General features: G+C 68.7%; 18 protein-coding genes and 1 tRNA gene. 12 read left to right on the plus strand and 7 right to left on the minus strand.

Annotation, left to right across the window (positions count from 1 at the left end; translation table 11 throughout):
• Window positions 1-24 precede the first annotated feature (24 nt).
• The 3 genes from AB0L60_RS01780 to AB0L60_RS01790 all read right to left on the minus strand — a co-directional run bounded on the left by AB0L60_RS01780 (window position 25) and on the right by AB0L60_RS01790 (window position 9,545).
• A complete protein-coding gene (locus tag AB0L60_RS01780; protein WP_364605709.1) occupies window positions 25-7,449 on the minus strand; it encodes an amino acid adenylation domain-containing protein in 7,425 nt (2,474 codons plus the stop codon).
• Between the two features lie 216 nt (window positions 7,450-7,665).
• Entirely contained in the window at window positions 7,666-8,646 is a 981-nt protein-coding gene (locus AB0L60_RS01785; protein ID WP_364605710.1) for a helix-turn-helix transcriptional regulator, read from the minus strand.
• A gap of 59 nt (window positions 8,647-8,705) precedes the next feature.
• Complete coding sequence (locus tag AB0L60_RS01790) at window positions 8,706-9,545, minus strand: M23 family metallopeptidase (protein WP_364605712.1); 840 nt, start codon at window positions 9,543-9,545, stop codon at window positions 8,706-8,708.
• A gap of 198 nt (window positions 9,546-9,743) precedes the next feature.
• Here AB0L60_RS01790 and AB0L60_RS01795 point away from each other — a divergent pair, with 198 nt between their 5' ends.
• Both AB0L60_RS01795 and AB0L60_RS01800 read left to right on the plus strand, forming a co-directional pair.
• Entirely contained in the window at window positions 9,744-10,787 is a 1,044-nt protein-coding gene (locus tag AB0L60_RS01795; protein WP_364605714.1) for a nitronate monooxygenase, read from the plus strand.
• Window positions 10,788-10,844: 57 nt separating this feature from the next.
• Window positions 10,845-11,237 (plus strand): SCO5389 family protein, encoded by a 393-nt coding sequence (locus AB0L60_RS01800; RefSeq protein ID WP_364605716.1) that lies wholly within the window; start codon window positions 10,845-10,847, stop codon window positions 11,235-11,237.
• Between the two features lie 155 nt (window positions 11,238-11,392).
• Here AB0L60_RS01800 and AB0L60_RS01805 read toward each other — a convergent pair whose 3' ends face one another.
• Window positions 11,393-13,012 carry an acyl-CoA synthetase gene (locus tag AB0L60_RS01805; RefSeq protein ID WP_364605718.1) on the minus strand — a complete coding sequence of 540 codons (1,620 nt, stop codon included), beginning with the start codon at window positions 13,010-13,012 and terminating at the stop codon, window positions 11,393-11,395.
• Between the two features lie 255 nt (window positions 13,013-13,267).
• Between AB0L60_RS01805 and AB0L60_RS01810 the strand changes: the two genes are divergently transcribed.
• The gene (locus AB0L60_RS01810) at window positions 13,268-14,032 is read left to right on the plus strand and encodes a class I SAM-dependent methyltransferase (protein WP_364605720.1); all 765 of its coding nucleotides are present in this window, start codon (window positions 13,268-13,270) and stop codon (window positions 14,030-14,032) included.
• 20 nt (window positions 14,033-14,052) lie between these two features.
• Here AB0L60_RS01810 and AB0L60_RS01815 read toward each other — a convergent pair whose 3' ends face one another.
• Window positions 14,053-14,988 (minus strand): helix-turn-helix domain-containing protein, encoded by a 936-nt coding sequence (locus AB0L60_RS01815; protein ID WP_364605722.1) that lies wholly within the window; start codon window positions 14,986-14,988, stop codon window positions 14,053-14,055.
• Window positions 14,989-15,059: 71 nt separating this feature from the next.
• Between AB0L60_RS01815 and AB0L60_RS01820 the strand changes: the two genes are divergently transcribed.
• Window positions 15,060-15,395, plus strand: coding sequence for a cupin domain-containing protein (locus AB0L60_RS01820; protein WP_364605724.1), 336 nt, complete (start codon window positions 15,060-15,062; stop codon window positions 15,393-15,395).
• A 111-nt stretch (window positions 15,396-15,506) separates the two neighbouring features.
• A complete protein-coding gene (locus AB0L60_RS01825) occupies window positions 15,507-15,890 on the plus strand; it encodes a nuclear transport factor 2 family protein (RefSeq protein WP_364605726.1) in 384 nt (127 codons plus the stop codon).
• Window positions 15,891-15,964: 74 nt separating this feature from the next.
• Here the strand turns inward: AB0L60_RS01825 and AB0L60_RS01830 are convergent, their stop codons facing one another.
• Window positions 15,965-17,602, minus strand: coding sequence for a long-chain fatty acid--CoA ligase (locus AB0L60_RS01830; protein ID WP_364605728.1), 1,638 nt, complete (start codon window positions 17,600-17,602; stop codon window positions 15,965-15,967).
• 543 nt (window positions 17,603-18,145) lie between these two features.
• Between AB0L60_RS01830 and AB0L60_RS01835 the strand changes: the two genes are divergently transcribed.
• The 5 genes from AB0L60_RS01835 to AB0L60_RS01855 all read left to right on the plus strand — a co-directional run bounded on the left by AB0L60_RS01835 (window position 18,146) and on the right by AB0L60_RS01855 (window position 21,980).
• On the plus strand, window positions 18,146-19,615 hold the full coding sequence (locus AB0L60_RS01835; RefSeq protein WP_364605730.1) for an NAD(P)/FAD-dependent oxidoreductase: 1,470 nt from the start codon (window positions 18,146-18,148) through the stop codon (window positions 19,613-19,615).
• A gap of 134 nt (window positions 19,616-19,749) precedes the next feature.
• A tRNA-Arg gene (locus AB0L60_RS01840) sits at window positions 19,750-19,822 on the plus strand.
• Window positions 19,823-20,006: 184 nt separating this feature from the next.
• Window positions 20,007-20,189, plus strand: a complete 183-nt coding sequence (locus AB0L60_RS01845) for a type I restriction-modification system subunit M N-terminal domain-containing protein (RefSeq protein ID WP_364605732.1) — start codon at window positions 20,007-20,009, stop codon at window positions 20,187-20,189.
• 169 nt (window positions 20,190-20,358) lie between these two features.
• Window positions 20,359-21,192: a sigma-70 family RNA polymerase sigma factor gene (locus AB0L60_RS01850; RefSeq protein ID WP_364605734.1), complete on the plus strand. Its 834-nt coding sequence runs from the start codon at window positions 20,359-20,361 to the stop codon at window positions 21,190-21,192.
• Window positions 21,189-21,980, plus strand: coding sequence for a PP2C family serine/threonine-protein phosphatase (locus AB0L60_RS01855; protein WP_364605736.1), 792 nt, complete (start codon window positions 21,189-21,191; stop codon window positions 21,978-21,980). The genes AB0L60_RS01850 and AB0L60_RS01855 overlap by 4 nt, the downstream gene beginning before the upstream one ends.
• A gap of 325 nt (window positions 21,981-22,305) precedes the next feature.
• On the opposite strand, the gene AB0L60_RS01860 is transcribed toward AB0L60_RS01855, so the two are convergent.
• Window positions 22,306-23,049: an HPF/RaiA family ribosome-associated protein gene (locus AB0L60_RS01860; protein ID WP_364605738.1), complete on the minus strand. Its 744-nt coding sequence runs from the start codon at window positions 23,047-23,049 to the stop codon at window positions 22,306-22,308.
• A 711-nt stretch (window positions 23,050-23,760) separates the two neighbouring features.
• Here AB0L60_RS01860 and AB0L60_RS01865 point away from each other — a divergent pair.
• Both AB0L60_RS01865 and AB0L60_RS01870 read left to right on the plus strand, forming a co-directional pair.
• Window positions 23,761-24,000, plus strand: a complete 240-nt coding sequence (locus AB0L60_RS01865) for a hypothetical protein (RefSeq protein WP_364605740.1) — start codon at window positions 23,761-23,763, stop codon at window positions 23,998-24,000.
• A gap of 113 nt (window positions 24,001-24,113) precedes the next feature.
• Window positions 24,114-25,565, plus strand: a complete 1,452-nt coding sequence (locus tag AB0L60_RS01870) for a DUF222 domain-containing protein (protein WP_364605742.1) — start codon at window positions 24,114-24,116, stop codon at window positions 25,563-25,565.
• Window positions 25,566-25,625 lie beyond the last annotated feature (60 nt).

Raw genomic sequence — 25,625 nt, forward strand, 5'->3', positions numbered from 1 at the left:
CGAGCACGGCCCGCTAGCGTTCGGCTACTCGGGCAGGACGAGCACGGCGGCGTCCGTCCAGCGCTCGGCGGCGGTCGTCGGCGCGTCGAGCACCACGGCCCGAAGATCCTCGAGCGGAGCGGGATTCAGCTCGCCGAGGCGATCGTGGTCGGCGAAGACGTGGGTGACCCACTCGTCGGCCAGCGCCTCGGAGAGATCCGGTCCGGCCGAATCCACCAGGACCACAGAGGCTCCGACCGCGCCCGCCGCGACCACTTCGATCAGGGTCAGCGCCGAATCGGCCGCACCATGGTGGAAGGTGCGCGACTCGAAGGTCAGGTCGAGGGCGCGGGCCCGGTCCACCGCGGCGGCCAGGCCGTCGTAGGTGAGGGTCCGATCCGCCGCCGCGTGGGCGATGTCGGCGCCGCTCAGTGCGCGAATCCGGTTGGCGTAGGTGACCGGTCGCGCCGATTCGGCGGCGATCTCGGCCGCCGTCTCGGGGTCGTCGAGCGACACCCATTCGATGCCGCGCACGCTGTCGGGCGCGGTGCCGACGGTGATGCCGACCTTCACATCCCGGCCCGGGACTTCCGCGGCGGCGAAGGGCACCACCATGGTGCCCGCCTTCAGCACCGCCCACACCGCGACCACCTGGTCGACGCCGCGGTCCAGGCGCAGCACCACGCCGGTGCCCGGGCCGCTGCCGCGGGCGATGAGCACCCGGGCCAGCCGGGAGGAGCGGGCGTCGAGTTCCTGATACGTGAGCGCTTCGTCGCCCCATACCAGCGCCGGGCCGTCCGGGTCGTCCTCGGCGGCGGTGGTGAGCACCTGGGCCAGGGCGGCACCACGCACGCCGAGCCCGGCGGGTTCCGGCGCGGACTGCGACAGTGCCTGCACCGCAGCGGATTCCGCGACGTCCAGCAGCACGATATCGCCGACCGGCAGCTGTGGATCCGCAGCGACCGAGGTGAGCACCCGCTCGAGGGCCCGGCCGAAGGACTCCATGGAGGATGCCTCGAACAACTCGGTGTCGTAGTTGAGGATCACGGCCAGTTCACCCGCAGCGCCCGCCGCGCCCGGGCGCGGTTCCACGCTGATCTGCAGATCGAACTTGGCCGTCGCCAGCTGGGTATCGACCGCCGCCACCGTCAGCCCCGGTAGCTCCAGCACCGGGGTCTCGGTGTTCTGCAGCGAAAGCACCACCTGCAGTAGCGGATTCGCCGCGGTCCGCCCGGGCGCGACGAGTTCGGCGACCCGTTCGAACGGCACGTCCGCGTGGGCGAAGGCCGACAGGTCGGTCTCGCGGGCCCGCTCCACCAGCTCGTCGAACGGCGCGGCCGCGTCGACCCGGGTGCGCAGGGTGAGGGTATTGACGAACATGCCGACCAGATCGTCGAGCGCGCGCTCGCCGCGCCCGGCGACCGCCGTGCCCAGGACGATGTCGGCGCTGCCCGACAGCCGCGACAGCCAGGCCGCCACCGCCGCGTGCACCACCATGAACAGCGACGCATTGTGGTTGCGCGCCAGGCGATTCAGCCCCGCGTGCACCTCGGCGGGCAGGGTGAAGTCGAGCAGCGCGCCGCGCATGGCGGCCGCCGCCGGACGCGGCCGATCCAGCGGCAGGATCGGGCGGTCCGCCAGTCCGGCCAGCTGCTCACGCCAGAACGCGACCTGCGCGGCGGCGGACGAGTCCGCGTCGTCCTCGACGCCGATGGCCGCCCGCTGCCACACCGCGTAGTCGGCGTACTGCACCGGCAGCGGCGCCCACGCCGGGGCCTCGCCGGCGGCGTGCGCGAGGTAGGCGGTCATCAGGTCGCGGGCCAGCGGGGCCATGGAGGCGCCGTCGGCGGCGATGTGGTGGGCCACCAGGACCAGCAGGTAGTCGTCCGGGTCGTCGCCGGTGATCAGGCGCGCCCGCACCGGAACCCGCTGGGCCACATCGAATCCGGTGCCGACCAGCTCGGCGACCCGGCTGCCGATATCGCCGGACCGCTCCACTTCGAGGCCGTTCGGCAGCACATCGGCGACCGAGAGGATCTCCTGGTAGGCCGCTGCGCCCGGAGCCGATTCGGGGTAGCGCGTACGCAGCACCTCGTGGCGGGTCAGCACATCCTCGACGGCGTGCCGCAGGGCGGGCACATCCAGTGCGCCGGTGAGGCGGATGACCATCGGAATGTTGTAGGCCGGGGACTCCGGATCCAGCTGATTGAGCACCCACATGCGCTGCTGCGCAAGGGAGAGCGGGACACGCGCCGGACGCTCCCCCGCCACCAGCGGCGGACGCACGCCCGTCGCGGTGCCCGGCACGATACGCGCCGCCAGACCGGAAACCGTTGCGGTCTCGAAGAGTTCGCGCACGGCCACATTGGCGTCGAGGGCGGCGTTGATGCGGGCCACCGCGCGGGTGGCGATGAGCGAGTTCCCGCCCAGCTCGAAGAAGTCGTCGTCCGCGCCCACCCGGTCCGCGCCGAGCAGTTCGGCGAAGACATCGGCCACGCTCTCCTCGATCGGGGTCGAGGGCGCACGGAAGGTCTTGGCCTCGAACACCGGGGCCGGGAGCGCCTTGCGGTCCAGCTTGCCGGAGGCATTGAGCGGGAACGCGTCGAGCACCACGATGGCATTGGGCACCATGTAGGCCGGAAGCGCTCGGGCCAGACCGGCTTTCAGCTCCTCGGCGGTGGCCTCGGTGCTCACCACGTAGCCCACCAGCTGGTCACCGGTGTGCGCGTCCGCGCGCACCACCACGACCGACTGCGCGACGCCCGGCTGCGCCAGCAGCGCCGCCTCGATCTCGCCCAGCTCGATGCGCAGACCGCGCAGCTTCACCTGGAAGTCGGTGCGGCCCAGGTACTCCAGCTCACCCGCAGCATCCCACTTCACGAGATCGCCGGTGCGGTACAGCCGTTCACCCGTCCCGAACGGATCGGCCACGAAGCGATCGGCGGTCAGGTCGGGTCGTTCGACATAGCCGCGCGCCAGCTGCGCACCGGCGAGATACAGCTCGCCCGCGACGCCGACGGGCACCGGATTCAGGCGCGAATCCAGCACGTAGACACGGGTGTTGAAGACGGGCCGGCCGATCGGCACCGACACCCTGTCCGCCTCGGTAACCTCGTGATAGGTGACGTCGACCGCGGCCTCGGTCGGACCGTAGAGGTTGTGCAGCCGCGCACCGGTCAGCTCCCGCAGCTGCCGCGCGGTGGGTGCGGGCAGCGCCTCACCGGAGGCGAACACTGTGTTCAATTTGCCTCCGCTGCGCTCCGGCGGGTTCGCGACGCCGGAGGTCTCGATGCTTCCCTCCTCCGCTCCTCCGCTTCGCTCCCCCGCTACGTCAGTCCAGAATCGAGACGCGCCGCGAACCAATGGGTTGCTCTCGCCCAGTGCTGCGACGAAGGCGGAGAGCATGGACGGCACGAAATGGGCGGTGGTGACACCCTGTTCCGCGATGATCTGCGCCAGGTACACCGGATCGCGATGCCCGTCCGGCTTGGCGACCACCAGGCGCGCACCGGTCTGCAAGGGCCAGAAGAACTCCCACACCGACACGTCGAAGGTGGCCGGAGTCTTCTGCAGCACCGCGTCTTCCGCGGTCAGCGCGTACTCGTGCTGCATCCACACCAGGCGGTTGACGATGGCCCGGTGCTCGATGGCGACGCCCTTGGGACGGCCGGTCGAGCCGGAGGTGAAGATGACGTAGGCGGTGTGTTCCGGCCGCAGCGGCTGGACGCGCTCGGCATCGGTGATCGGCGCACCGCTGTGCGACCGCGCCGCTGCCTCCGCCCGCTCCACCGCGACCGTCACGACATCACGTGCACCGGCGTCGAATTCGTCCCGCTCGGCGGTGAGCAGCAGACGCGGGCGCGCGGTGTCGAGAATGTGGCCGATGCGGTCGAGCGGCTGGTCCGGGTCCAGCGGCACGTACGCGGCGCCGGCGTGCAGCACCGCGTACATGGCCACGACCAGTTCCGTCGAGCGCCGCAGGGCCAGCGCCACCAGCGATTCCGGCCCCACGCCCTCGGCGATGAGCAGCCGCGCCAGGCGATTGGCCCGTTCGGACAGCTCGCGATAGGTGAGGGTCTCGTCCGCGAAGCTCAGCGCGACGGCGTCCGGGGTGGCCGCCACCTGCGCCTCGAATCGCGAAACCAGGGTCGCCCCAGCGCCTTCCGGCAATGTCGCCGCCACGTCGAAGGCGGTGGCATTCCAGTCGCCCAGCACCCGCTGCCGCTCCCCCGCGGAGAACAGCGCGAGATCGCCGACCGGGGCGGCCGGGGCGGCGGTCACCGCGGCGAGCACCCGCTGGAAGCGGGCGGCCAGCTCGGCCACCGTGGCGGCGTCGAACAGGTCCAGGGCGTAGGAGAATTCGGCGGCCAGACCGGTCGCATCGCCGTGCTCGTCGTGCGACTCCTGCATGGTGAGCTGCAGGTCGAACTTGGCGAACGGGATCTCCAGGTCCGCGCCGGCCACCGTGAGCCCGGGCAGTTCCAGGCGGGTGGGCGCCATGTTCTGGAAGGTCAGCATGACCTGGAACAGCGGGTTGCGGGCCTGCGAGCGGGCCGGGTCCAGCAGTTCCACCAGGCGCTCGAACGGCACGTCGGCGTGGCCGAAGGCGCGCACGTCGGTCTCGCGCACCCGTGCCACCAGGTCCGCGAAGGAGACGGCCGGGTCGATGTCGGTGCGCAGCACCAGGGTGTTGACGAACATGCCGATGAGATCGTCGAGTTCGGCCTCACCCCGTCCGGCCACCGGCGTGCCGATGGCGATGTCGCGGGTGCCGGAGAGCCGGGCCAGCAGCACGGCCAGCGCCGAGTGCACCACCATGAACAGGGTCGTGTTGTGCGTCTCGGCGAAATGCCGCGCGGCCGCGTAGATCTCGTCGTCGATGCGGAAGGCGTGGGTGCCGCCGCGGTAGGAGGCGACGGCGGGCCGCGGCCGATCCCAGGGCAGCACCAGTTCGTCAGGCAGGTCCGCGAGGGCCTCGCGCCAGTAGGCGATCTGGCGGGACAGCGCCGAGTCCGGATCGTCCTCGCTGCCCAGCGATTCCCGTTGCCACACCGCATAATCGGCGTACTGCACCGGCAGCGGGGCCCACTGCGGCGCGGCGCCGCGCATACGCTCGGCGTAGGCGGAGACCAGATCGCGAGCCAGCACACCGATCGAAACACCGTCGGCGGCAATGTGATAGATCGCGGCCACCAGCACGTGCTCGTCGGGCGCGAGCCGCAGCAGGCGCAGCCGCAGCGGCGGCGCGGCGGTGACGTCGAAGCCGGCGCCGACCACCTCGGCCACCCGGGCCGGGATCTCGGCGGCGTCGATGTCGACGACCGGCAGTTCGGGCAGCGCCCGCGGATCGCCGGCGGGCAGCACCAGCTGGTAGCCCTCGCCGTCGACCTCCGGGTAGATGGTGCGCAGGACCTCGTGGCGCGCAACCAGATCCGCGGCCGCGGCGCGCATGGCGTCCACGTCGAGGGCGCCGGACAGCCGTACCGCGAGCGGCATGTTGTCGACCGCGCTGTTCGGGTCGAAGCGGTTGAGGAACCACATGCGCTGCTGTGCGAACGACAGCGGCACCCGGTTCGGGCGGGGCAGCGAGCCGAGCGCCGGTCCGGCGGCGGCCGGGGCCGATTCGCCGTCGAGCCGGCGGGCCAGCTCGGCCACGGTCGAGCCCTCGAACAGCACGTGGACCGGAACCCGCACCCCGAGTGCGGTGCCGATGCGCGCGGCGGCCTGTGCGGCCAGCAGCGAGTTGCCGCCGAGTTCGAAGAAGTCGTCGTCCGCACCCACCCGCGCGTCCGGGTTGTCCGGAATCAGCAAGGCGGCGAACACTTCCGCGACGATCTCCTCGGCGCGGGTGGCGGGGGCGCGGAACTCGCGGGCCGCGAAAACCGGTTCCGGCAGGGCATTCCGGTCCAGCTTGCCGACCGGGGTCAGCGGAATCTCGTCGAGCACCAGCAGGGCCGCGGGCACCATGTAGGCGGGCAGCGATTCGCCGACGTGCGCCGCCAGCGCCGCGGTGTCCAGGGTCACGCCCGGGCGCGGCAGCACGTACGACACCAGTGCGGTCGCGCCGGAGGGCAGCGTCTTGCCCAGTGTCGCAGCGAAATCCACGTCGGGGTGCGCGCTCAGCGCATTGTCGATCTCGCCGAGTTCGATGCGCAGGCCGCGGATCTTGACCTGGAAGTCGGAGCGGCCCAGGTACTCGATGACGCCCGGGGTGTCCGATTCGGCGGGGGTGCGGCGCACCAGGTCGCCGGTGCGGTACAGGCGCGCGCCCGGTGTGCCCGCGGCCTCGCCGAAGGGACTCGCCACGAAGCGTTCCGAGGTCAGCCCCGGCCGCCCCTTGTAGCCCTGCGCCAGCGCCGGACCCGACAGGTACAGCTCGCCGACCACGCCGTCCGGCACCGGCCGCAGGCGCGAATCCAGTACGTACGCACCGACACCCGAGATGGCCGAGCCGATGGTGATCGGCTCGCCGGGCAGCAGCGGGGCGCTCGAGGTGGCGAGAATGGTCGCCTCGGTGGGGCCGTAGCCGTTGTAGAAGGAGCGGTCGGCGGTCGCCCAGCGCGACACCAGTTCCGGGCCGAACTTGTCACCGGCCACCACCACGGTGGTCAGCTCGGTCAGCCCGGCCGGATCCACCGATTCCAGTGCGCCCGGGGTGATCAGCACATGGGTGACGGCCTCGCGGCCCAGCAACTCGGCCAGTTCCACGCCGCCGAAGACCCCGGCCGGTGCGATGACGAGGGTCGCACCGGCGGTGAAGGTCAGCAGCAGTTCCAGCACCGAGACGTCGAAGCTCGGCGAGCAGACGTGCAGCACACGCGAATCCGCGGTGACCGCGTAGTGCTCCCGCTCGGCGGCCACCAGCCCGGCCAGGCCGGTGTGGGTGACCACCACGCCCTTGGGCTTTCCGGTCGACCCGGAGGTGTAGATGACATAGGCCGGATGCTGCTCGGTGAGCGTGCCCGGCCGGTCGGCATAGGAGATGGGGTGATCCGGGTGCGCGGCGATGCGCTGCGCGTGCGCCGGATCGTCCAGTTCGATCCACTCGGCGGCGGTGCCCAGCGCGGCGCGGTACTCCCGCGTCGTCAGGCCCAGCACCGCACCGGAGTCGGTGAGCAGGTGTTCGATGCGATCGGGCGGATAGGCCGGATCGACCGGCACGTAGGCGGCGCCCGTCTTGGCGATGGCCCAGACCGACAGCACCGATTCGATGGAGCGGGTGATGCCGATCGCGACCATGTCGCCGGGGCCGACACCGCGGCCGATCAATTCCCGGGCGAGCTGCGAGGACCCGGCATCGAGTTCGCGGTAGCTGATCTCGCGCTGGTCGGCCGGGTTTCCAGTGGGATTGAACCGGATGGCGACGTCGTCGGCGGCGGACTCGACCGCGGCGGTGAGTAACTGCCCGAAGAGTGGGCTGCCGGACCGACGCCGACGATTACCGCGAGCTGTACGGCGGGCAGTATCCATTCGCGTGCATTCACCTCTCGGGTTCATTTTTTCCGCAGGCCGAAGACACTCGGCCCGACCCACGAAAAATGGCGTCTTGTTCCCTATGGATCGCCAACGGGTGAGCGGATCAAACAATCATATCGATGCTCGCGCGCGGCCTCGAGCGGCCCGAGCACAGTGACTATCGCTGAGCAGCAACGATTGTTGCCATGAAGTGACTTGCACCACAGTGGTTCAGAGCCAGCCGCGGCGTGTCGCCTGCACGCCGGCCTGGAACCGCGTGCTGGCGCCCAGACGCTCGAGCAGACTCGCGGTGCGGCGCACCACTGTTCGGCGCGAGAGGCCGAGCCGGCGGGCGATGGTGTCGTCGGTGGCGCCCATGCTCATCAGCGTCAGGATGGCCTTGTCGCGCTCGTCGAGGGCTTCGGCCGGGTTCACCGAGATCGGCGTGGCCATCAGCCACAGCGAGTCGAAGGTCTTGACCAGCAGGTCCAGCGTGGGCGACGGACCGACGCGCACGCCCATGGGGTCGCCGCGGCGCTCGTCGGTGTGCAGCACCAGCACCGCGCGCCGATCGTCGGCGACGATCAGCTTCATCGGCGGATCGGGCAGCGTACGCGCTTGCGCCCCAATCGCATTGGTGGCCAGGACGTGGCGCAGCCGCTCCGGGTCCTGGTAAATGGTCTCCTGGTACAGGGTGCGGTAGGCGATGCCGGCGGTGATGCGCGAGGACTTCAGCTCGAACATCCGCTCCTCGGTCTCCACATCGGAGAGGAACGGGCCGCGCTCCACCACCTTCACGCAGGCGTGCGCGGTGTGCTGCAGATCCTCGAAATCGGCCAGCAGCTGGCGGCGTTCATAGACCGCCACCACCGCGCCATCGGCGTCGGTGGTGCGGCGCACCGAGCGGAAGGTCTCGCCCAGGCGCGCGGCGGCCGACTGCATGCGCAGCAGCTCCTGATTGCGCCGGCGAGTCTCGGCCTCCGACAAGGCTTCCGGCGCGTGCGCGTCGAACCGCACCACGCCCTTGCCGTCGGTGAGGCGCACCGCGGCCTCGAGCTGGCACAGCGCCTCCAGCGCGGCCTCGGCCACGCGCGGCGGGATGGTCAGCCGCTCGGCCACCTCGAGCACGGTCGAGCGCGGGTGCTGCACGAGCACCGCGTAGGAGCGGCCGGGCACGGAGGCCGGGTCGAAGAGATCGTCCAGTGTCGTCACCGCACCCACCGGCGGGCGCCGATCCGGAAAGCGTCCGGTCGAGGGCAGCGGTGAACGGTCTACTGGTCCGGTCCCCACTGCTGCTGCATGAGAACGCCCTTGCTGGCTAGCCATGGCAGCGGATCCATCTTGTTGTCGGCGGCGTCCCAGATCTCGAGGTGCAGATGGGGACCTGTGGAGTTTCCGCGATTTCCCACGGAGGCGATGACATCGCCGGTGTTCACCCGCTGGCCGACGGTCACGTACATGTCGTTGACGTGGCCGTAGACCGCGGTGGTGCCGTCGTCCTGCTTGACGCGCACCCAGAGGCCGAAGCCCGAGGCGGGGCCGGCGGATATGACCTCGCCGCCCATGACCGAGCGGATCGGCGTGCCGATCGGGTCGGCGAAGTCGATGCCGTAATGCATTGCGCCCCAGCGCATGCCGAAGCCGGAGGTGAGCTGGCCGTCGACCGGCTTGACCACGTTCGGGCCCGGGTTCAGCTGCTGCTGCAGGTTCTTGAGGGTCTGCTCGGCCTGCTGCAGCGGCGCGGAGATCTCCGGCGGCAGGTTCTGCAGGCCGAACGGGGCCGGGTCGGGCGTGGCGGCCGCGATCGGCTGGGCCTGCGGGGTCTGCGCCGCGGGGGCGGAGTCCCTGGCCTGCTTCAGATCGAGGTCCGCCTGCTCGACCGGGGCGACGTCCTCGCCGATGGTAGCGGGCTTCTCGTCGTGCGTGGGTAGCAGCGGCGCGGCGTGCGCCAGGGCCGGGACCAGCTGGGTTCCGGTGCCGATCAGGGCGCCGGCGGCGACGGCCACACCCGCGGCGGTCTTCACGCGCTCGGCGGTGGAGGGTTCGGCCCGGTGGCGTCGGCGCGGCATGGTGACAGTGCTGCCCGCACCGGAATCACCGAGCAGATCCATGACTGTGACAGAGTTCGCGGTCGTTCGATGGTGCGGCACTGCAAGTCCTAGCGTTCGGTGGGTCCGGTAACGATTCGGCATCGCTGTGACGGAAACAGTACTCGCTCGTGACCAATTCGCAACCTTTTGTGCGATAACGCCAGGTCGAATGCTCGAACCCTTGGTCACAAACCGTAACCGAAGGCGCACACTTGCGAGATGGTTCTCGACGAGTTGGATACGCCGATCGTTCTTGCCCCCATGGCGGGCGGACCGTCCACCCCCGAACTGGCCGCGGCCGTGACCGAGGCCGGAGGGCTGGGCTTCGTGGCCGCCGGATACCTGCCCGCGAGCGAATTGGCCGCCCGGATCAAGGCCACCCGGGCGCTGACCTCCGGGGCGTTCGGAGTCAATCTGTTCTATCCCTCCGAACCGAGTCCGACCGATCGGTTCGCTACATATATAAGGACGCTGGCGGCCGAGTTCCCCCTCGGCGAGGCCCGCTACGACAGCGACGACTGGGCCGCCAAGCTGGACCTGCTGATCGCCGATCCGGTGCCGGTGGTGTCCACCACCTTCGGCTACCCGACCGCCGGGGAGATCGCGCGCCTGCACGCGGCCGGGTCCGAGGTGTGGGTGACGGTCACGACCGTGGCCGAGGCCGGGCAAGCGGTCGCCGCGGGTGCGGACGTGCTGATCGCACAGGGCGCGGAGGCGGGCGGGCACCGCGGCGTCTTCGTCGACGATCCGGCCGACGACCTCACCGACCCGCTGGGGCTGCTGACGCTGCTGCAACTGCTGCGCGCCGCGGTGGACACACCGATCGTGGCGGCGGGCGGCATCGCGACCGGCGCGGCGGTCGCGGGGGTGCTGTGCGCGGGCGCGGCGGCGGCCCAGCTCGGCACCGCGTTCCTGCGCTGCCCCGAGGCCGGGACCGCGCCGGTTGTCCGGGACGCCATCGCCGAGCCGACACCGACCATGCTGAGCCGCGCCTTCACCGGGCGGCGGGCACGCGGGCTGCGCAACCGGTTCATGGTGGAACACCCCGACGCGCCGGTCGCCTACCCCGAGATCCATTACGCCACCGGGCCTTTGCGAGCGGCCGCGCGGGCGGCCGGCAATGCCGACGCGGTGAACCTCTGGGCCGGTCAGACACATTCGCTCGCGCCCGAGCTACCGGCGGGCGAGCTGGTGCGCACACTGTCGGCGGATGCGAAAAATGCTCTGGAACGGGTACTTTCGCTGCGAATTCAGAGTTATTGACAACGTTTTTCATCTACAATCGGCTGACACCTTCCGCCATCCCATGAGGAGAGCGATATGTCACTCGACGTACCTACCGCACTACTCGAGCGCGCCGAACGCGGTGAAGTCAGCGACGCAGAGTTCGTCGAATGCGTCCGTAATTCGCTGCCCTACGCCTACGAGGTCGTCAGCCGGGTAGCCGCCGACCTGCGTTCCGGCACGGCGGAATACGCCGACAACACCATTCCCCCGCCGGACGAGACCGCCCGCGGCCAGCTGTTGCGCGCCATGGCCTCGGACGCCATCCGCGGCGGCCTGGAACGCCACTTCGGCATCAAGCTCGCTTTCCAGAACTGTCACCGGGTGGCGGCCTTCCCCCTCGCCTCGGTCGGCGGCGACACCTACACCACCTTCATCTCCACCCGCGCCCAGCTGCTCAACCAGAGCCCGGAACTCCGCAATTGCTGAGCGCACCACCCTGATCCGGCGCGACCGGCCAACCCGGCCGCGCCGATCAGCGTTCGCACCCGGCACACCCCCGATCCGATTTCAGCGGCGGCGCGAACGTGTTCGGTTCCGAATCCCCCGAGCAAAGGTGCCGAATCCCCCGGATCGCTGTCGGCTCACGCCTCCCGGAGCTTGCGCTTGAGCACCTTGCCGGTGGGGTTGCGGGGCAGTTCGGGCAGGAAGACCACCTCGCGGGGGACCTTGTAGCGGGCCAGATTGGCCTTCACGAAGTCCTTGATCTCGGGCTCGCTGAGCTGGTGGCCGTCGTGGACGACCACGAAAGCCTCGAGGCGCGCGCCGAATTGCTCGTCGGGGACACCGAGGACGGCCGCCTCCCGCACCGACGGGTGGGTGCAGAGCAGTTCCTCGACCTCCACCGGGAAGACGTTCTCACCACCGGAGACGATCATGTCGTCGTCGCGGCCGTCGATGAAAAGCCTGCCCGCGCTGTCGAAGTGGCCGACATCGCCGGAGGACATGAGGCCGCGGACGATCTCCTTGTGGCCGCCGCCGGTATAGCCCTCGAACTGGATGGTGTTCCCGACGAAGATGCGGCCGGTGGCGCCGGCCGGCACCCGGCGGCCCCGATCGTCGAGGATCTCCACCCGCGCCCCCAGCACCGGCCTGCCCACACAACCGGGTTCCTCGGCCAGGTCCTCGGGCGTGGCGATGGTGGCGTAGGCGACCTCCGTCGACCCGTACAGGTTGTAGACGACCGGCCCGAAGGCCGCCGTCACCTCCCGGCACAGGTGCGCGCCCAGCTGGGAGCCCGCGACGAAAATGATGCGCAGCGCGGACAGATCGTGCCCGATGAGCGCGCCGCCGCCCAGATCGATCATGCGGGCCAGCATGACCGGGACGACGATCGCCGTGGTGGCCCGGTGCCGCGCCATGGAGTCGATGGCGGCCTGCGGGTCGAAGCGGCGGCGGATCACCAGGGTGGAGCCGAAGCCGAGAGTCAGCATGGCGCAGGCGAATCCGAGCGTGTGGAACATGGGGGCGCAGCACTCGGTCACCTCGTTCACCCGGAACGGGACCTTGGACAGCAGACCGCCCAGCGCCAGCAGGGATTTCGGCTCGGTCCGCGGCGCGCCCTTGGGGGTGCCGGTGGTGCCGCTGGTCAGCAGGATGATCTTGGGTTCCGCGCCGGGCGCGGGCGGCGCGTCGGGCGAGCCGGTCTCGATGAGAAATTCGAGGCTGTCCTCGCGTGGCTGCTCGGTCCAGGCCCGGTAGCTGCCGCGCCGCGGGCTCACCTCGTCGAGCATGTGCGCGTACTCGTCGTCGTAGACGAGCAGGTCGGTGCCCTCGCGGGTGGCGACATCGCGAATCTGCGGGCCCGCGAAATCGGTATTGAGCAGGATGATCCGGGCCCCGCACTTGGCGGCGGCGAAGATCGCGTCCAGCAGGCCGCGGTGATTGCGCGCCAGGATCGCCACGCCCTCATGGGGTTTCAGGCCGCGCTCGCGCCAGGCGTTGGCCAGCCGATTCGACCGGTCCTCCAGTTCGGCGAAGGTCAGCTCGCCCCGCTCGTCGATGACCGCGACCCGCCCGCCGTACCGGGCCGCCGACAGCCGCAGCCCGGCCGCCAGCGTGCCGTAGCGCAGCATGGCCGTGGCCGCCGACAGCAGCACCGCCGGCGATTCCAGCCGGGCCAGCCCAGCCTCCAGCACCAGCCGCGCCGATTCCGCCTCCAGGTAGGCCCGCTCCCCCACCGACCTGATCAGCCCGAGCGTCATGCGCGGCCACCCCCGGCCTGCGTGATCGGCGGTACCTTCCTCGCCGTGACCGGCCGTGCGGCCTGCGCGCGTGTCGACTCCACCCGGACCTCCTCGTCCACCCCTGCAGATTGCGGGCATCTGCCCTCAAACTAACGGTACGGATCCGGAGCCGCGACCGGAACCGCTCCGCCGCAGGCTCCGGCCCTGGCGTCCGGGTCGTGCCTATAGTGGCGACCGTGACAGATCCGTTGTCGGCGAACCGGCGGAACTGGGATGCCCGGGCGGGCATTCACGCCGCCAGCAGCTTCTACCGCGACCAGCTACTGGTTCGCGCCGTTCGAATGGGACACCCTCGGCGACGTGCGCGACCTCGACGTGGTGCATCTGCAATGCCATCTCGGCACGGAGACAATCGAATTCGCGCGGCGCGGGGCCCGCGCGGTGGGCCTGGACTTCTCGGCCGAATCGGTGCGCCACGCCCGCGAACTGGCCGGGGGCGCGGTCGACTACGTCTGCGCGGACGTCTACCACGCGCGGGAAGCCCTGGGCGAGCGCACCTTCGACATCGCCTACACCGGCAAGGGCGCGCTCTGTTATCTCCCCGACCTGCCGCGCTGGGCGCGCGAAGTGGCCGGCCTGCTGCGCCCGGGCGGCCTGCTCTACCTGGTGGAATTCCATCCGCTGCTGCACGCCCTCGGCCCCACCCCGCCGCCGGGTGTCGACCCGGGACAGCTTGTGCTGCACGACGATTACCTCGCCGGCCGCGGCGCCCAGCGTCGCGACAGCGCCCACACCTATACCGACGGCCCGGACCTCAGCACCGACACCACCGCCTACGAATGGCGCCACGGCCTCGGCGAAGTCATCAACGCCCTGCTGGCGGCGGGCCTGCGCATCACCGGCCTCACCGAGACCGACACCCTCCCGTGGCCCCGCTGGCCCCAGATGATCCGGACCGAAACCGGCTGGTGGCGACTCCCTCCCGCCGACCCCATCCTCCCGGTGCTCTACGGCCTGTCCGCCGTCAAGGATGTCTAGCCCGCGGCGACACCGGCCGCTCACGAGATCCGGAAGGCCCGGCGGTACGCGCCCGGAGTCGTCCCCACCTGCGCACGGAAACGACGGCGCAGGTTCACCGCCGAGACGAGACCGACGCGAGTCGCGATGGCGTCCACCGGCAGGTCCGTGTCCTCCAGCAGCGTGCGGGCCGCCGCCACCCGGCGCGCGAGCAGCCACGCACCCGGGCTCGTGCCGAGCCGATCGTCGAAGCTGCGGGCCAGCGTGCGGGGCGAGACATTGAGGTGAGCGGCCATGTCGCGCACCGAGAGTGGGGATCCGAGCCGGCCCTCCACCCAGTCGAGCAGGCCGTCCAGCATGTCGGAGGGCGGGGGCGTCGGCGCGTATTGGGTCTGTCCGCCTTCACGGTGCGGCGGCATCACCATGTGCCGGGCGAGCAGTGCGGCGTGGGCGGCACCGTGATCGCGGCGGACCAGGTGCAGGCACAGATCGATGCCCGCGCCCGCACCGGCGCTGGTGGCGACGTCGCCGTGGTCGACGTAGAGGACGTCCGGCTGCACCTGGATCCGGGGAAACTCCGCCTGCAGCCGGTCGGCGCGCGCCCAGTGCGTGGTGGCAGCCCTGCCGTCCAGTAATCCGGTACGCGCCAGGGCGAATACCCCCTGGCAGATCGTGACGATTCGAGCACCGCGGCCGTGCGCCCGTAGCAGCGCGCGACGCACGGGGTCGGAGAGCGGCGCCTCCACCGGCGTCCAGCCCGGAATTATCACCGTGTCGGCGCAGGCCAGCGCCGCAAGCCCGTCCGCCACATCCAGCGAGTACCCGGCTGTCGTGGGCACCAGTCCCGGCGTCTCGGTGCACACCCCGAATTCGTAGTAGTTCGGCACACCTTCCCGCTCGGTGCCGAATACCTCTGCGGCACAGCCGAGCTCGAAGGTCGACTGGACCGGCCGCACCAGAGCCGTCACGCGATGCATGGCAGAAAAGTACCCTATAATGTCTTTTCTGACACTGTGCCGCCCCTGCGGCGCACGGCACCGTGGTCGGCATGACTTCCGAAATCCTCACCCAGCCCGGCTACACCTCGGCCTCCGCCACGGAATCCCCTGCGCGCGAGATCTTCCCGGGCATCCGGGTACGTAACCTCTGGACGGGACCGAACGGCGCGAGCGCCAATATCGTCGAGCTGGATCCGAACGCCTCCTGGCACGGTCGCGACATCCATGAGCCCGGTCCCGAAGAGGTGTACGTGGTTTCGGGCGTCTTCAACGACGGCGCGCGCGACTACCCCGCCGGAACCTTCCTGCACGCCCCTGCCGGTTCCTGGCACGTCCCCTCGACGGTCACCGGCTGCACCCTGTTCGTCTTCTACCCGGAGGGCTAGCCGAACCGCGATTGTCCACTTTCGACCATGACGCGTCCCCTTTCGACCTCGCCCCGGCCACCGCCGCAGACCAGCATGGAAACGTCGATCCGACCACGAAAGGACCAGCTCATGGCCACCCAGATCACCGATCCCGCCCAGCTGCCAAGGGTTTTCGAGGAGCGCCTGAACGCGGGCGACGTGGCGGGGGTGGTGCTCTCGCTCTTCGCCCCGGGCGCGACCATGCGCACCACCACCGGAGCCGTCATTTCCGGCCCGGACGCGCTGCGTCAGGAGATCAGCGGCACGGTCGCCGCCCGCGGACAGCTCACCAACAACAGCAAGCATCTGCTGATCGGCGGTGACGCAGCCCTGCTGGTCACCGACTGGACCCTGGAGATCGACGCGCCCGACGGCACGCGAGTCTCCCCCACCGGCACCACCGCGAATATCGCCCGGCGGCTCGAGAACGGGGAATGGCGATTCGCCGTCCTGAATCCGCTCGGGACGGCGTGAAGCGCTGCGACACAGCGCATTCCACAGCGCTGACCGGCGGGTGCGCCCTCGCGCGGAGGGCGCACCCGGGTGGGTCAGGACAGCGTGACGATGGTCAGCGAGCCGTCGGCGTGCTGGGCGCGCAGGCGCTTCTTGTCGAACTTGCCGACACTGGTCTTGGGGACCTCGGCGATGAAGCACCAGTGCTCGGGCAGCTGCCACTTGGCGAACTTGGGAGCCAGGAAGTCGCGCAGCTCTTCGGGTTTGGCCTCGGTGCCCTCGACCAGGACGATGGCGACCAGGGGGCGCTCGTCCCATTTCGCGTCCGGGATGCCGATGACGGCGGCCTCGGCCACGGCCGGGTGACCCATGACGGCGTTCTCCAGGTCCACCGACGAAATCCATTCGCCGCCGGACTTGATGACGTCCTTGGAACGGTCGACCAGGGTGAGGTAGCCATTGGGGCTGATCTTGCCGACGTCGCCGGTGCGCAGCCAGCCGTCGTGGAACTTGTCGGGATCGACCTCGCCGCCCGACGGCGCGTAGTAGGCGCCGGTGATCCACGGGCCGCGAACTTCCAACTCGCCCAGGACTTCTCCGTCGTTCGGCAGCACCGAACCGTCATCGCCGACCAGGCGCGCCTGCACACCGGCCGGGAAACGGCCCTGGGTGTAGCGGTAGCTCCAGGCCTCCTCGCCCTCGGCGCCGGCGGGCGGATGCGCCACCGAACCCAGCGGCGAGGTCTCGGTCATGCCCCAGGCGTGCAGCAGCTTCACGCCGTGCCGCTCCTCGAAGGCCCGCATCATCGACGGCGGGACCGCAGCGCCGCCGACCACACAGGTGCGCAGGTGCGAGATGTCCTGCGGCTGCGCCTGCAGCCCGGCCAGCACGCCGCCCCAGATGGTCGGGACCGCGGCGGCGAAGGTCGGCTTCGCCTCGGCCATCATCTCCAGCAGCGGTGCGGGCTGCAGGAAACGGTCCGGCATCAGCACATTCGCGCCCGACATGAGCGCGGCGTACGGAATACCCCAGGCATTGGCGTGGAACAGCGGCACGATGGCCAGTACGGTGTCGGCCGCGGTGAAGCCCATGCCGTTGGGCGAGATCACCTGCATGGCGTGCAGCCAGTTCGAGCGGTGCGAGTAGACGACGCCCTTGGGGTCGCCGGTGGTGCCGGAGGTGTAGCACATGCCGGCGGCGGAACGCTCGTCGATGACCGGGTAGTCGTAGGTGTCGGGCTGGGCATCGAGCAGCTCCCGGTAGGAGTGCACGGTGACGCCCTCGGGGGCCTGCAGCGCGGCGGCATCGCCATTGGCGACGATGACGTGGCGCACCGTCTTCAGGTTCGGCAGGTACTGCGCGAACATCGGCAGCAGCGAGCCGTCCACGATGACGACCTGATCCTCGGCGTGATTGGCCACGTACACCAGCTGCTCGGGGAAGAGCCGGATGTTCAGCGCGTGCAGCACCGCCCCCATGGCGGGCACCGCGGCGTAGGCGACCATGTGCTCGTTGTTGTTCCACATGAACGTGCCGACCCGGTCACCGACGCCGATGCCCAGGTCACGCAGGGCATTGGCGAGCCGGGCCGCGTCCTGGCCGACCTCGCGATAGGTCTGGGTGCGTAAGCCGTCACCGGTCCAGGTGGAGACGTGGCTGTCGCCCTGGAAGGTGGAGGCGTAGCGCAGCAGTGTCGCGAGTGACAGCTGCTCGTCCTGCATGGTGCTCAACATTTCCCAACCGCTCCTTGCATGTACCTACTGGAAAGTGAACTGAGTCACTTGCGGCGAGCCTAGCCGATTCGGACATACACGGGTCAGGGCCCGTACTGACGGCATGGTGACCTCAGTCCAGGCCCGGTGAGCTGGCGAAATAGTCGAGCTGCGGGCGACGAACCCCACCCTCGCCGCCCGCAGCCCGTAGCCGACCCGCCGCCGCCCAACACGACGACCAGCCGGCTCCGCAATCCTGATCAGCGTCACGACCTGCTGACGACGCCCCCTGCGGCGGCGCAGAATAGCCAATCACTAACCAGGACAAGTAAATTGGAGCAAGAACTTCCGTGAATATATTGAGTGTGACACCGGGCTGTCCAGTCGAGGACAGCGTCGCAGGTCAGATGGCGCTCACTGACCCGGACAGTGGGCCGTGAGGGCGGCCCTCCCATGATTGCCAGGGGTGAATCCGGACCCACCCGCCCGGCGTGACCGAAAATACGGATTCACTGTCCGGCGATGTCTGCAGGACCGATGGGAATACGCCCTACCGTTGCCGGTATGCAGCGAGAGCCCTCCATTCTGATCATCGGTGCCGGATTCGCCGGGCTGGGCATGGCGCTGGAACTGCAACGCCACGGCCTGACCAACTTCACCATCCTGGAGAAGGCCGCCGACCTCGGCGGCGTCTGGCGCGAGAACACCTACCCGGGCGCCGCCTGCGATGTGCCCTCGCCGCTGTACTCGTGGTCGTTCGAGCCGAAATCCGATTGGCCACGCCGGTTCTCGCAGCAGGCCGACATCCACGCGTACATGCGCACCGTCGCGGAGAAGCACGACCTGCCCGCCAGGATCGAGTTCGGCGCCGAGGTGGTGGACGCCGAATTCGACGAGCAGGGCGGCCGGTGGCGGGTCCGCACCGCCGACGGCGGCACCCACCTCGCCGACGTCCTCATCCCCGCCGTCGGGCAGCTCTCCCGGCCCGCGATGCCGAACCTCCCCGGCATCGACTCCTTCACCGGCGCGGCCTTCCACTCCGCCGAGTGGGATCACTCGGTCGACCTGACGGGCAAGCGGGTGGCGTGCATCGGCACGGGAGCCAGTGCCATCCAATACATTCCGGCCATCCAGCCGAAGGTCGAGCACCTCACGCTGTTCCAGCGCTCGGCCGCGTGGGTATTGCCGAAGTTCGACACCGAATACACCCCGCTGCACCACGCGCTGTTCAAGTACGTGCCCGGGACGCGGCTGGCCGAGCGATTCGCCATCTGGACCTTCTTCGAGGTGATGGCGTTGGCGCTCACCGACATTTCCGCCATCAAGCATCCGGTGATCGCCGTCGCGGACCGGCATCGCAACCGGCAGGTGCCCGATGAGGCGCTGCGCGCCAAGCTGACTCCGGACTATGCCGCCGGCTGCAAGCGCGGCCTGTTCTCCAACGAGTACTTCCCCGCACTGACCCAGGACAACGTCACCGTCGAGACCACCGCCATCGAAGCGGTGACGCCCAACGGAATTCGCACCGTCGACGGCGTCGAGCACCCCGTCGACGTCATCGTCTACGGCACCGGCTTCAAGGGCACCGAGTTCCTCGCCCCCATGAATATCTATGGCCTGCAGGGCCGCAAGCTCGCCGACGAGTGGTCCCCCGAGGGCCCCCGCGCCTTCCTCGGCATGTCGGTCCCCGGCTTCCCCAACCTGTTCATGATGTACGGCCCGAACACCAACGTCGGCTCCGGCTCCATCATCTACATGCTGGAGTCCCAGGCCCGCTACATCCGCCAGGTCATCGACTACCTCTCCGCCCGCCCCGGCCACGTCCTCTCGCCCCGCCCCGACGCCGAAAAGTCCTGGGACGACTGGCTGCAGCGCCGCCTGAAGGACACCCCCTGGAACTTCTGCTCCAGCTGGTACCGCAACGCTTCCGGCCGCATCACCAACAACTGGCCCGGCGCCACCCTCCTCTTCCGCTGGAAGACAAGCAGATTCGCACCATCGGACTACGACGAGAGCCGACCCGCGGGCCGCTAGCGACTCCGGCCGGACTCGCCGCTCCCACCGCCCGCCGATCAGCCGACTCCACCACCCCGACCACGAATGCGGCCCCGGCCCCCAACCAGGTAGACTCCCCGACGTCCCGGCCGGGCTCCCGCCCGGCACGTCCAGCCCTCGTAGCTCAGGGGATAGAGCACCGCTCTCCTAAAGCGGGTGTCGCAGGTTCGAATCCTGCCGAGGGCACTTTCGGGAAGCCTCATTTCGGCAGGTCAGGCGTGTTCCGTGTGTCGCGGATTCCCGGCGCCGGCTGCGCCGCCGATGCCACCGATGGAAATCGCCAGCCCAAGACTTGGTATTCGGTGGTGCTGTCGCCTCCCTCTGGCATGCTGAGACCCGACCAAATCGCGAGCCGCGCCGGGCATTGCGGATGCCTGCTGACACAACAGGAAGACCATCTGTGGCACTCGAGAAGTCGGATCTTTACTCATCACTTTGGGCGAGTTGCGACCAGCTTCGCGGCGGTATGGATGCCAGCCAGTACAAGGACTACATCCTGACGCTGCTGTTCCATAGACCCGGTTGCCATCGCTACCCGAGGCGGACGGATTGAGATGAACATGATGATTTACGGACCTGCAAGACGACCCCCTAGCTAGTCAAGGCTGTATTTGTTTATGCGCCCTAAACTCAAGTCGGACGGCCAGAGATGCGGTTTAGGGGGGATAAACAAAGCATACGCCGACGACTGTCCGCCGTAAAGGGCCTCTAAACTCGTACGCGTGGCTACCGCCGAGGAGTTCGAACAGGTCCGGAACGACCCGGACCCCATTCGGCGTGGTCAGCGAGCCGCCGAGCTCATGATCATCTACCAACAGCGTGCTACCGAACTTGCACGCCTCCGAAAGGCCGCCATCGAGGAAGCCCATCGAAATGGCCTGAGCTACACCGAGATTGCCGATCAACTCGGTATCACCAAAGGGCGCATCAGCCAGATTCGATCTACCGCCCCCGGGCCCGAACGCGCCTTCTTCGGAGTTGGCCCAGTGGCCGTGGGCGTCCCCCGACGATTTGGGTTCGAGGAGGGGCGTGAGCGCCCGTTCTTCGACGCGAACGACGAGGCCACACGCGAAGCCATTGAAGGCACGCTGACACGGCTTTCACTGGCCAACAGCCGGTTTGCGATCGATCAAGACATGTCCGAGCCGCCGGCAGGTGACTCGGTGATCATCTGCGGGCCGAAGTCCGCGCCCATCGGGCGACATCTGCTCGATGCCGATCCGGTGCTCGACTTCGAGCACACTGAGGAAGCCTGGTGGATCACCGATGCCCGGAGCGGCAACCGCCACCGCTCTCCATACCGCTGCGATAGCTCGGTTCGAATTGACCTCGGCTACTTCTCCCGGCGGCGAGAGGCGGGCCGCGTACTCGTTCACATCGCGGGCATCACCAGCATCGGATCGCTCGGCGTGGCGCATTGGCTGGATCGGAATCTGAGCGAGGTGTTCAGCTCGTCCTCGACATTCATCAGCGGAGTAGTCGAATGCGACTTCGATGCTGACTTCGCCGTGACCGACAGCCGTTTGATCGTCGGCCCATACTCGGAGCGCTCATGAAGGTCACCACGGCTCAGCTTCCCGCGCTAGCGGACGAGGATCGGGTACTCGTCACCGATCACAGCGTGATTGTGCTCGACGGAGCCACCGCGCATGACCCAGCCATGCCAGCCGCTCGCGAGTACGTAGACACCCTCGGCGCTGAGCTCCGCAGTCGAATCGACCGCCCCGGGGATCTGCGAGGCATTCTCGCCGGGGCCATTGCCGCCACCGCGGATCATCTCCAGCTGCGTTCCGGCGTCGCTCCATCGAGCACGGTCGCGCTGCTTCGGATCTGTGACAACATCGCCGAGATCCTCACTCTCGGAGATTCTCCGGTGATCGTCGGCCGAACGGACAACGGCTTCGACATCGTCACCGACACCCGCCTGGACGACCTCAATCTGCCAGAGTCCACGCAGTACCGAAACAGGCTTGCCTCCGGTACCGGCTACGACGAGACCCACCGCGGCATACTCCGAGTGCTTCGACGCAAACAGCGAGAGCGCCGAAACCAAGCCGGTGGCTACTGGATCGCCGAGACCGAACCTGATGCCGCATATCACGCCGTAACCGCCCGCTACCCAGCTGAATCAGTCCCTTGGATCGTGCTCGCTACCGACGGAGCCGCAAGCCACCTCGCGCCACTGGAGATCTCTTGGCCGGACATCGCGAAGATGAACGCCACCGGACTCCGGCAATTCCTCGAACGTGGTCGGCATTGGGAAGCCGACCACGATCCAGATGGCCAACTCCAGCCACGTTCCAAGCGCCACGACGACATGACTATCGCCGTCGCCTTGCCGTAACCCCTTGCACCGGCCCCGCTCCCCATCGCCGGCCCGCGATCCCATGCTTTGCCTAATCTGGCTATACAGACTCAAGAGCGGCGCGCGGTGCGCGCCGCCCCGCGCTACGACCCGCGACGGCCGTTCGCTCCGTACCTCCGCTCATGCCCGGGCGCGTCGGTTGCGCCCGCGCCACAAGGAGATTCTGGATCGCATCGCGACTATCACCAGGTAGCAGCCGGACATCGATCCGGAAGAGGCCGCGCGGATCGCCACCGACGAGGCAGCACCCGCCGAGCCGAGCCGGTCAGCGGCGGCCTCGGCGGATGCTCGAGGACGGATGCGGTTATGCGGCAGGGGTGATCAGGCCGTAGTGCCCGTCGTAGCGGTGATACAGCACGCTGCCGCGTCCGCTGTCACGGTCACGGAAGAACACGAACGGCCAGTTCGTCAGCTCGAGTCGCTCGATCGCCCCCGGCACATCGAGCTCCGGCGAGCTCATCGGGCTGATGGACAGCTCGACCGCGCCACAGGCGACGGCGTCGAGCCGCGGCGTGAGCTGAGCCAGCCGCAGATCACCGCGCGAGCGGCGATACAACACGCTGTCGACTCCGCTGCCAGTCTCGGTGAACAGCTGGAAGTCGTAGTCCTGCAGCTCCATATCGAAGGCCGCCTCGTCACAAGTCGCCTCGGCGAGCGCGAAAGACTTGCGGCGCACCACTTCCCGCTCCTCGACAGGCCGGGGAAAGTACGGCAGCGACACCCGCGGGGCAGCGCCGTGGCGCCATTCGGTCGCACCGGCGGCGGACCGCCCGCCGCGCACCGCCTCCCAATGCCGCACCAGCCGCTCCAGTCGCGATTTCAGCCGCGCCTCGAGCAGATCGGCCGCCTCACGCTCCGATGCCGCCGCCACCTGCACCCGCACCACCCGACCCGCCAGGCCCACATTCGCCTGGGCGACCACCGGCTTGGCGGTCACCCGATCACCGTGCCGGGTGAGGCGCACCTGCGCCGACACGATGGGGCCAGGAGCATGCTCCAGGGCCCGCTCCACCTTCTCCCGCACATACTCCGGCGCGGCTGCCGACACATCGTGACCGGCCGAAATTCGAAGCACCGATCGCGTTTCCGCTGTCTGCAGTATCAACGATCCTCCTAGTTCGCGGTGCCATTGCCTTGCTACATTCCGAACCCTCGCACGCAGGCCACAACCGGTTTCAGAGTCGAAGGTCCACACACACCCGGCCCTTCGTCGTGGGACCTGCGCCGAAAATCTTCTACCGCCCCCGTGATCGATAAGGTCCCCGCGTTCATTCGGCGGTACGGTTGCGCAAATCGAGATCATCGCAGTGGCGTCTTTGCTTGCGAGCCAGCCCATTTCAACAGGCCGGCGATGACTGCGGCGAGCTCTCGGCATATGCGTTCGCCTTGCTCCCCGTCGTCACGGCTACCAGGCTGCAGTGTGCGTCGACGCCACGGCAGCGCCGGAAGGCTCCTCCCGATTTGCCTTGGCCACCAATGGTTGTGCACTGCATTCAGGATCGATGGCTCGGTTTCGGCGACAGTGGATGTGCCCTTCGGGGCCCCGACAGCTGACTTTCGGCCCCTGTGGTGAGCCAGCGTGGCGGGCGATCTTGGATCAGGCAGCGCCAGCGTAGCCGCTGCCACCTCCGGAATGTTCGTGCACATCAGGAGAATCGCATGAGCGACACCACCACCCAGCCCGCCATCGGCCGGAACTCCTGACAAGCGGCCCTATGCATGCAAATCGACACCTCGAGCCGAAGTAGGAGAATCGGAGATGGTCCGAAAGCAGTGGAAAGATCTGAACGTGCGCACTCGCAGGCTGATCGTGGGCGCCGGCGCGATCGACGGCATCGCGAAGATCGCGGCTCTGCTGGATCTGCTCCAACGGCCGCCCGAGCAAATCCGCGGCTCCAAACGCATATGGGCAACCTCGATCGTGCTGGTGAACTCGATAGGCGCCCTCCCCGTCGCATACTTCCTCCTCGGACGCCGCGCACCGGACGACAACGCTTGACCTGCCGCTGTAGAGTCCTCCCGATCCCGATGAAGGTGGATTCGATCTGAAAATGGTTGCTATACTGGACAATTCGGGTTCAAGTGCGATCATGCGGGGCGTAGAATTAGCACATGGATTCGAATGGGGTGACACTCGACGACTGCGGCATCGCTGAATTGGCGGCCGCGGTCTCGACCCTGTCGGATTCCATTCAGGCCGGGAAGCTGGCCGAGTTCACTGATGGTGATGTCACGGCGCTGATGCGGCAGCTGGAAGCCTGCAAGCGGCAGTTGACTGCGTTGGACACCCGGCTGATCATCGAGGCAGGGGAACGTTCTCTGCATGCGCGGTCCGGTGCGGGGAAGATGGTGCCGTTCCTGCGTCATACCCTCGGCCTGTCGCGATATGACGCGGCCTTGCGGGTGAAGGTCACCCACCACTGCGGGGAGTTCATCGAACCGACCGGGCACTTGCGCCCGGCAGTGTTGCCGGTGATGGCGGAAGCCTTTGCTGCCGGGCATATTTCCCGCGATCACGTCCGCAACATCATGGATGTGATGGACCACCTGCCCTTGGATATCCCTGTCGAGGCGCGGGCGGAGGCCGAGCAGATCCCCGTCGACTACTCCCGTGAGGGGTGGCCGGATGATCTGCCGAAGATCGGGCGTGACATCGTCGCGCGTTTGGACCCCGATGGGAACGTTGTTTCCGATGCCGACCGTCGGCGTCGGCGTGGCATCACATTGTGCCGTCCCGGTGTGGATGGGATGTCGCGGATCGAAGGCTGGATCACCCCCGAACTGCGCGCCCTGCTCGACGCCGTGTTCGCCAAGCTCGCCCGTCCCGGCATGTGCAACCTCGAAGACGCTGAAAGCCTCACCGCCACAGCCGGGTTCATCGAAGACAAGGTCCTTGATGCTGCTGCGGGACGGGATCGTCGTGATGCCGCCCAGCGCACCCACGACGCTCTGCTGGCCATGCTGCAGCCCGGTGTCGACCTGAGCGAGCTCGGCTACCACCGCGGGATGCCGGTCGAGATCGTCCTCACCATGAGCCTGGCCGACCTCGAGCGCGGCACCGGGGTCGCGACCACCGCTTCCGGCACGCAGATCTCCATGAACGAGGCCCTGAGGATGGCCGAAGGCACCAATCCGGTCCTGGCGGTCCTCGACGGGAAAGGAATGCCGCTCTACCTGCAACGTTCCCGCCGCACCGCCAACCACGCGCAACGCCTCGCTCTCCTGGCACGTGACAAAGGGTGCACCCGCCCGGGGTGTGAGCAACCGGCGAACATGTGCGCCGCCCACCACATCACCGATTGGGCCAAGGGCGGACCCACCGACATCAATAACCTGACGCTGGCGTGCGACCACTGCCACGCGATGATCAACGACGGCCGCGACGGCTGGAAAACCGTTGTCATGGGCAAAGACTCACCCTATGCCGGACGCACTGGGTGGATTGCCCCGAAGGGTCTTGATCCCACGGGCACGCCTCGGGTGAATCAGCGTCATCACGTGGGGCAGGCGATCGCCGCTGCCATCGATTCCAGCTGCCGACAGTGGCGCTCACAGGCCGCTTGAATCCCGAGCTGCTCGTGCCCGCCAGTGTTCATTCCGGACGTTCAGGAAGCACCGCATCGC

This window comes from Nocardia sp. NPDC051981 (assembly GCF_040680715.1).
Classification (GTDB): domain Bacteria; phylum Actinomycetota; class Actinomycetes; order Mycobacteriales; family Mycobacteriaceae; genus Nocardia.

What these genes read in the sequence shown, in the direction of transcription:
- AB0L60_RS01815 (WP_364605722.1), bottom strand. Translation starts at nt 14,988, where the DNA reads ATGCATCGCGTGACGGCTCTGGTGCGGCCGGTCCAGTCGACCTTCGAG.
- AB0L60_RS01870 (WP_364605742.1), top strand. Translation starts at nt 24,114, where the DNA reads ATGGATTCGAATGGGGTGACACTCGACGACTGCGGCATCGCTGAATTG.
- AB0L60_RS01830 (WP_364605728.1), bottom strand. Translation starts at nt 17,602, where the DNA reads ATGTTGAGCACCATGCAGGACGAGCAGCTGTCACTCGCGACACTGCTG.
- AB0L60_RS01835 (WP_364605730.1), top strand. Translation starts at nt 18,146, where the DNA reads ATGCAGCGAGAGCCCTCCATTCTGATCATCGGTGCCGGATTCGCCGGG.
- AB0L60_RS01780 (WP_364605709.1), bottom strand. Translation starts at nt 7,449, where the DNA reads ATGGATACTGCCCGCCGTACAGCTCGCGGTAATCGTCGGCGTCGGTCC.
- AB0L60_RS01805 (WP_364605718.1), bottom strand. Translation starts at nt 13,012, where the DNA reads ATGACGCTCGGGCTGATCAGGTCGGTGGGGGAGCGGGCCTACCTGGAG.
- AB0L60_RS01810 (WP_364605720.1), top strand. Translation starts at nt 13,268, where the DNA reads ATGCCCGGGCGGGCATTCACGCCGCCAGCAGCTTCTACCGCGACCAGC.
- AB0L60_RS01855 (WP_364605736.1), top strand. Translation starts at nt 21,189, where the DNA reads ATGAAGGTCACCACGGCTCAGCTTCCCGCGCTAGCGGACGAGGATCGG.
- AB0L60_RS01820 (WP_364605724.1), top strand. Translation starts at nt 15,060, where the DNA reads ATGACTTCCGAAATCCTCACCCAGCCCGGCTACACCTCGGCCTCCGCC.
- AB0L60_RS01800 (WP_364605716.1), top strand. Translation starts at nt 10,845, where the DNA reads ATGTCACTCGACGTACCTACCGCACTACTCGAGCGCGCCGAACGCGGT.
- AB0L60_RS01795 (WP_364605714.1), top strand. Translation starts at nt 9,744, where the DNA reads ATGGTTCTCGACGAGTTGGATACGCCGATCGTTCTTGCCCCCATGGCG.
- AB0L60_RS01790 (WP_364605712.1), bottom strand. Translation starts at nt 9,545, where the DNA reads ATGGATCTGCTCGGTGATTCCGGTGCGGGCAGCACTGTCACCATGCCG.
- AB0L60_RS01845 (WP_364605732.1), top strand. Translation starts at nt 20,007, where the DNA reads ATGCCTGCTGACACAACAGGAAGACCATCTGTGGCACTCGAGAAGTCG.
- AB0L60_RS01825 (WP_364605726.1), top strand. Translation starts at nt 15,507, where the DNA reads ATGGCCACCCAGATCACCGATCCCGCCCAGCTGCCAAGGGTTTTCGAG.
- AB0L60_RS01865 (WP_364605740.1), top strand. Translation starts at nt 23,761, where the DNA reads ATGGTCCGAAAGCAGTGGAAAGATCTGAACGTGCGCACTCGCAGGCTG.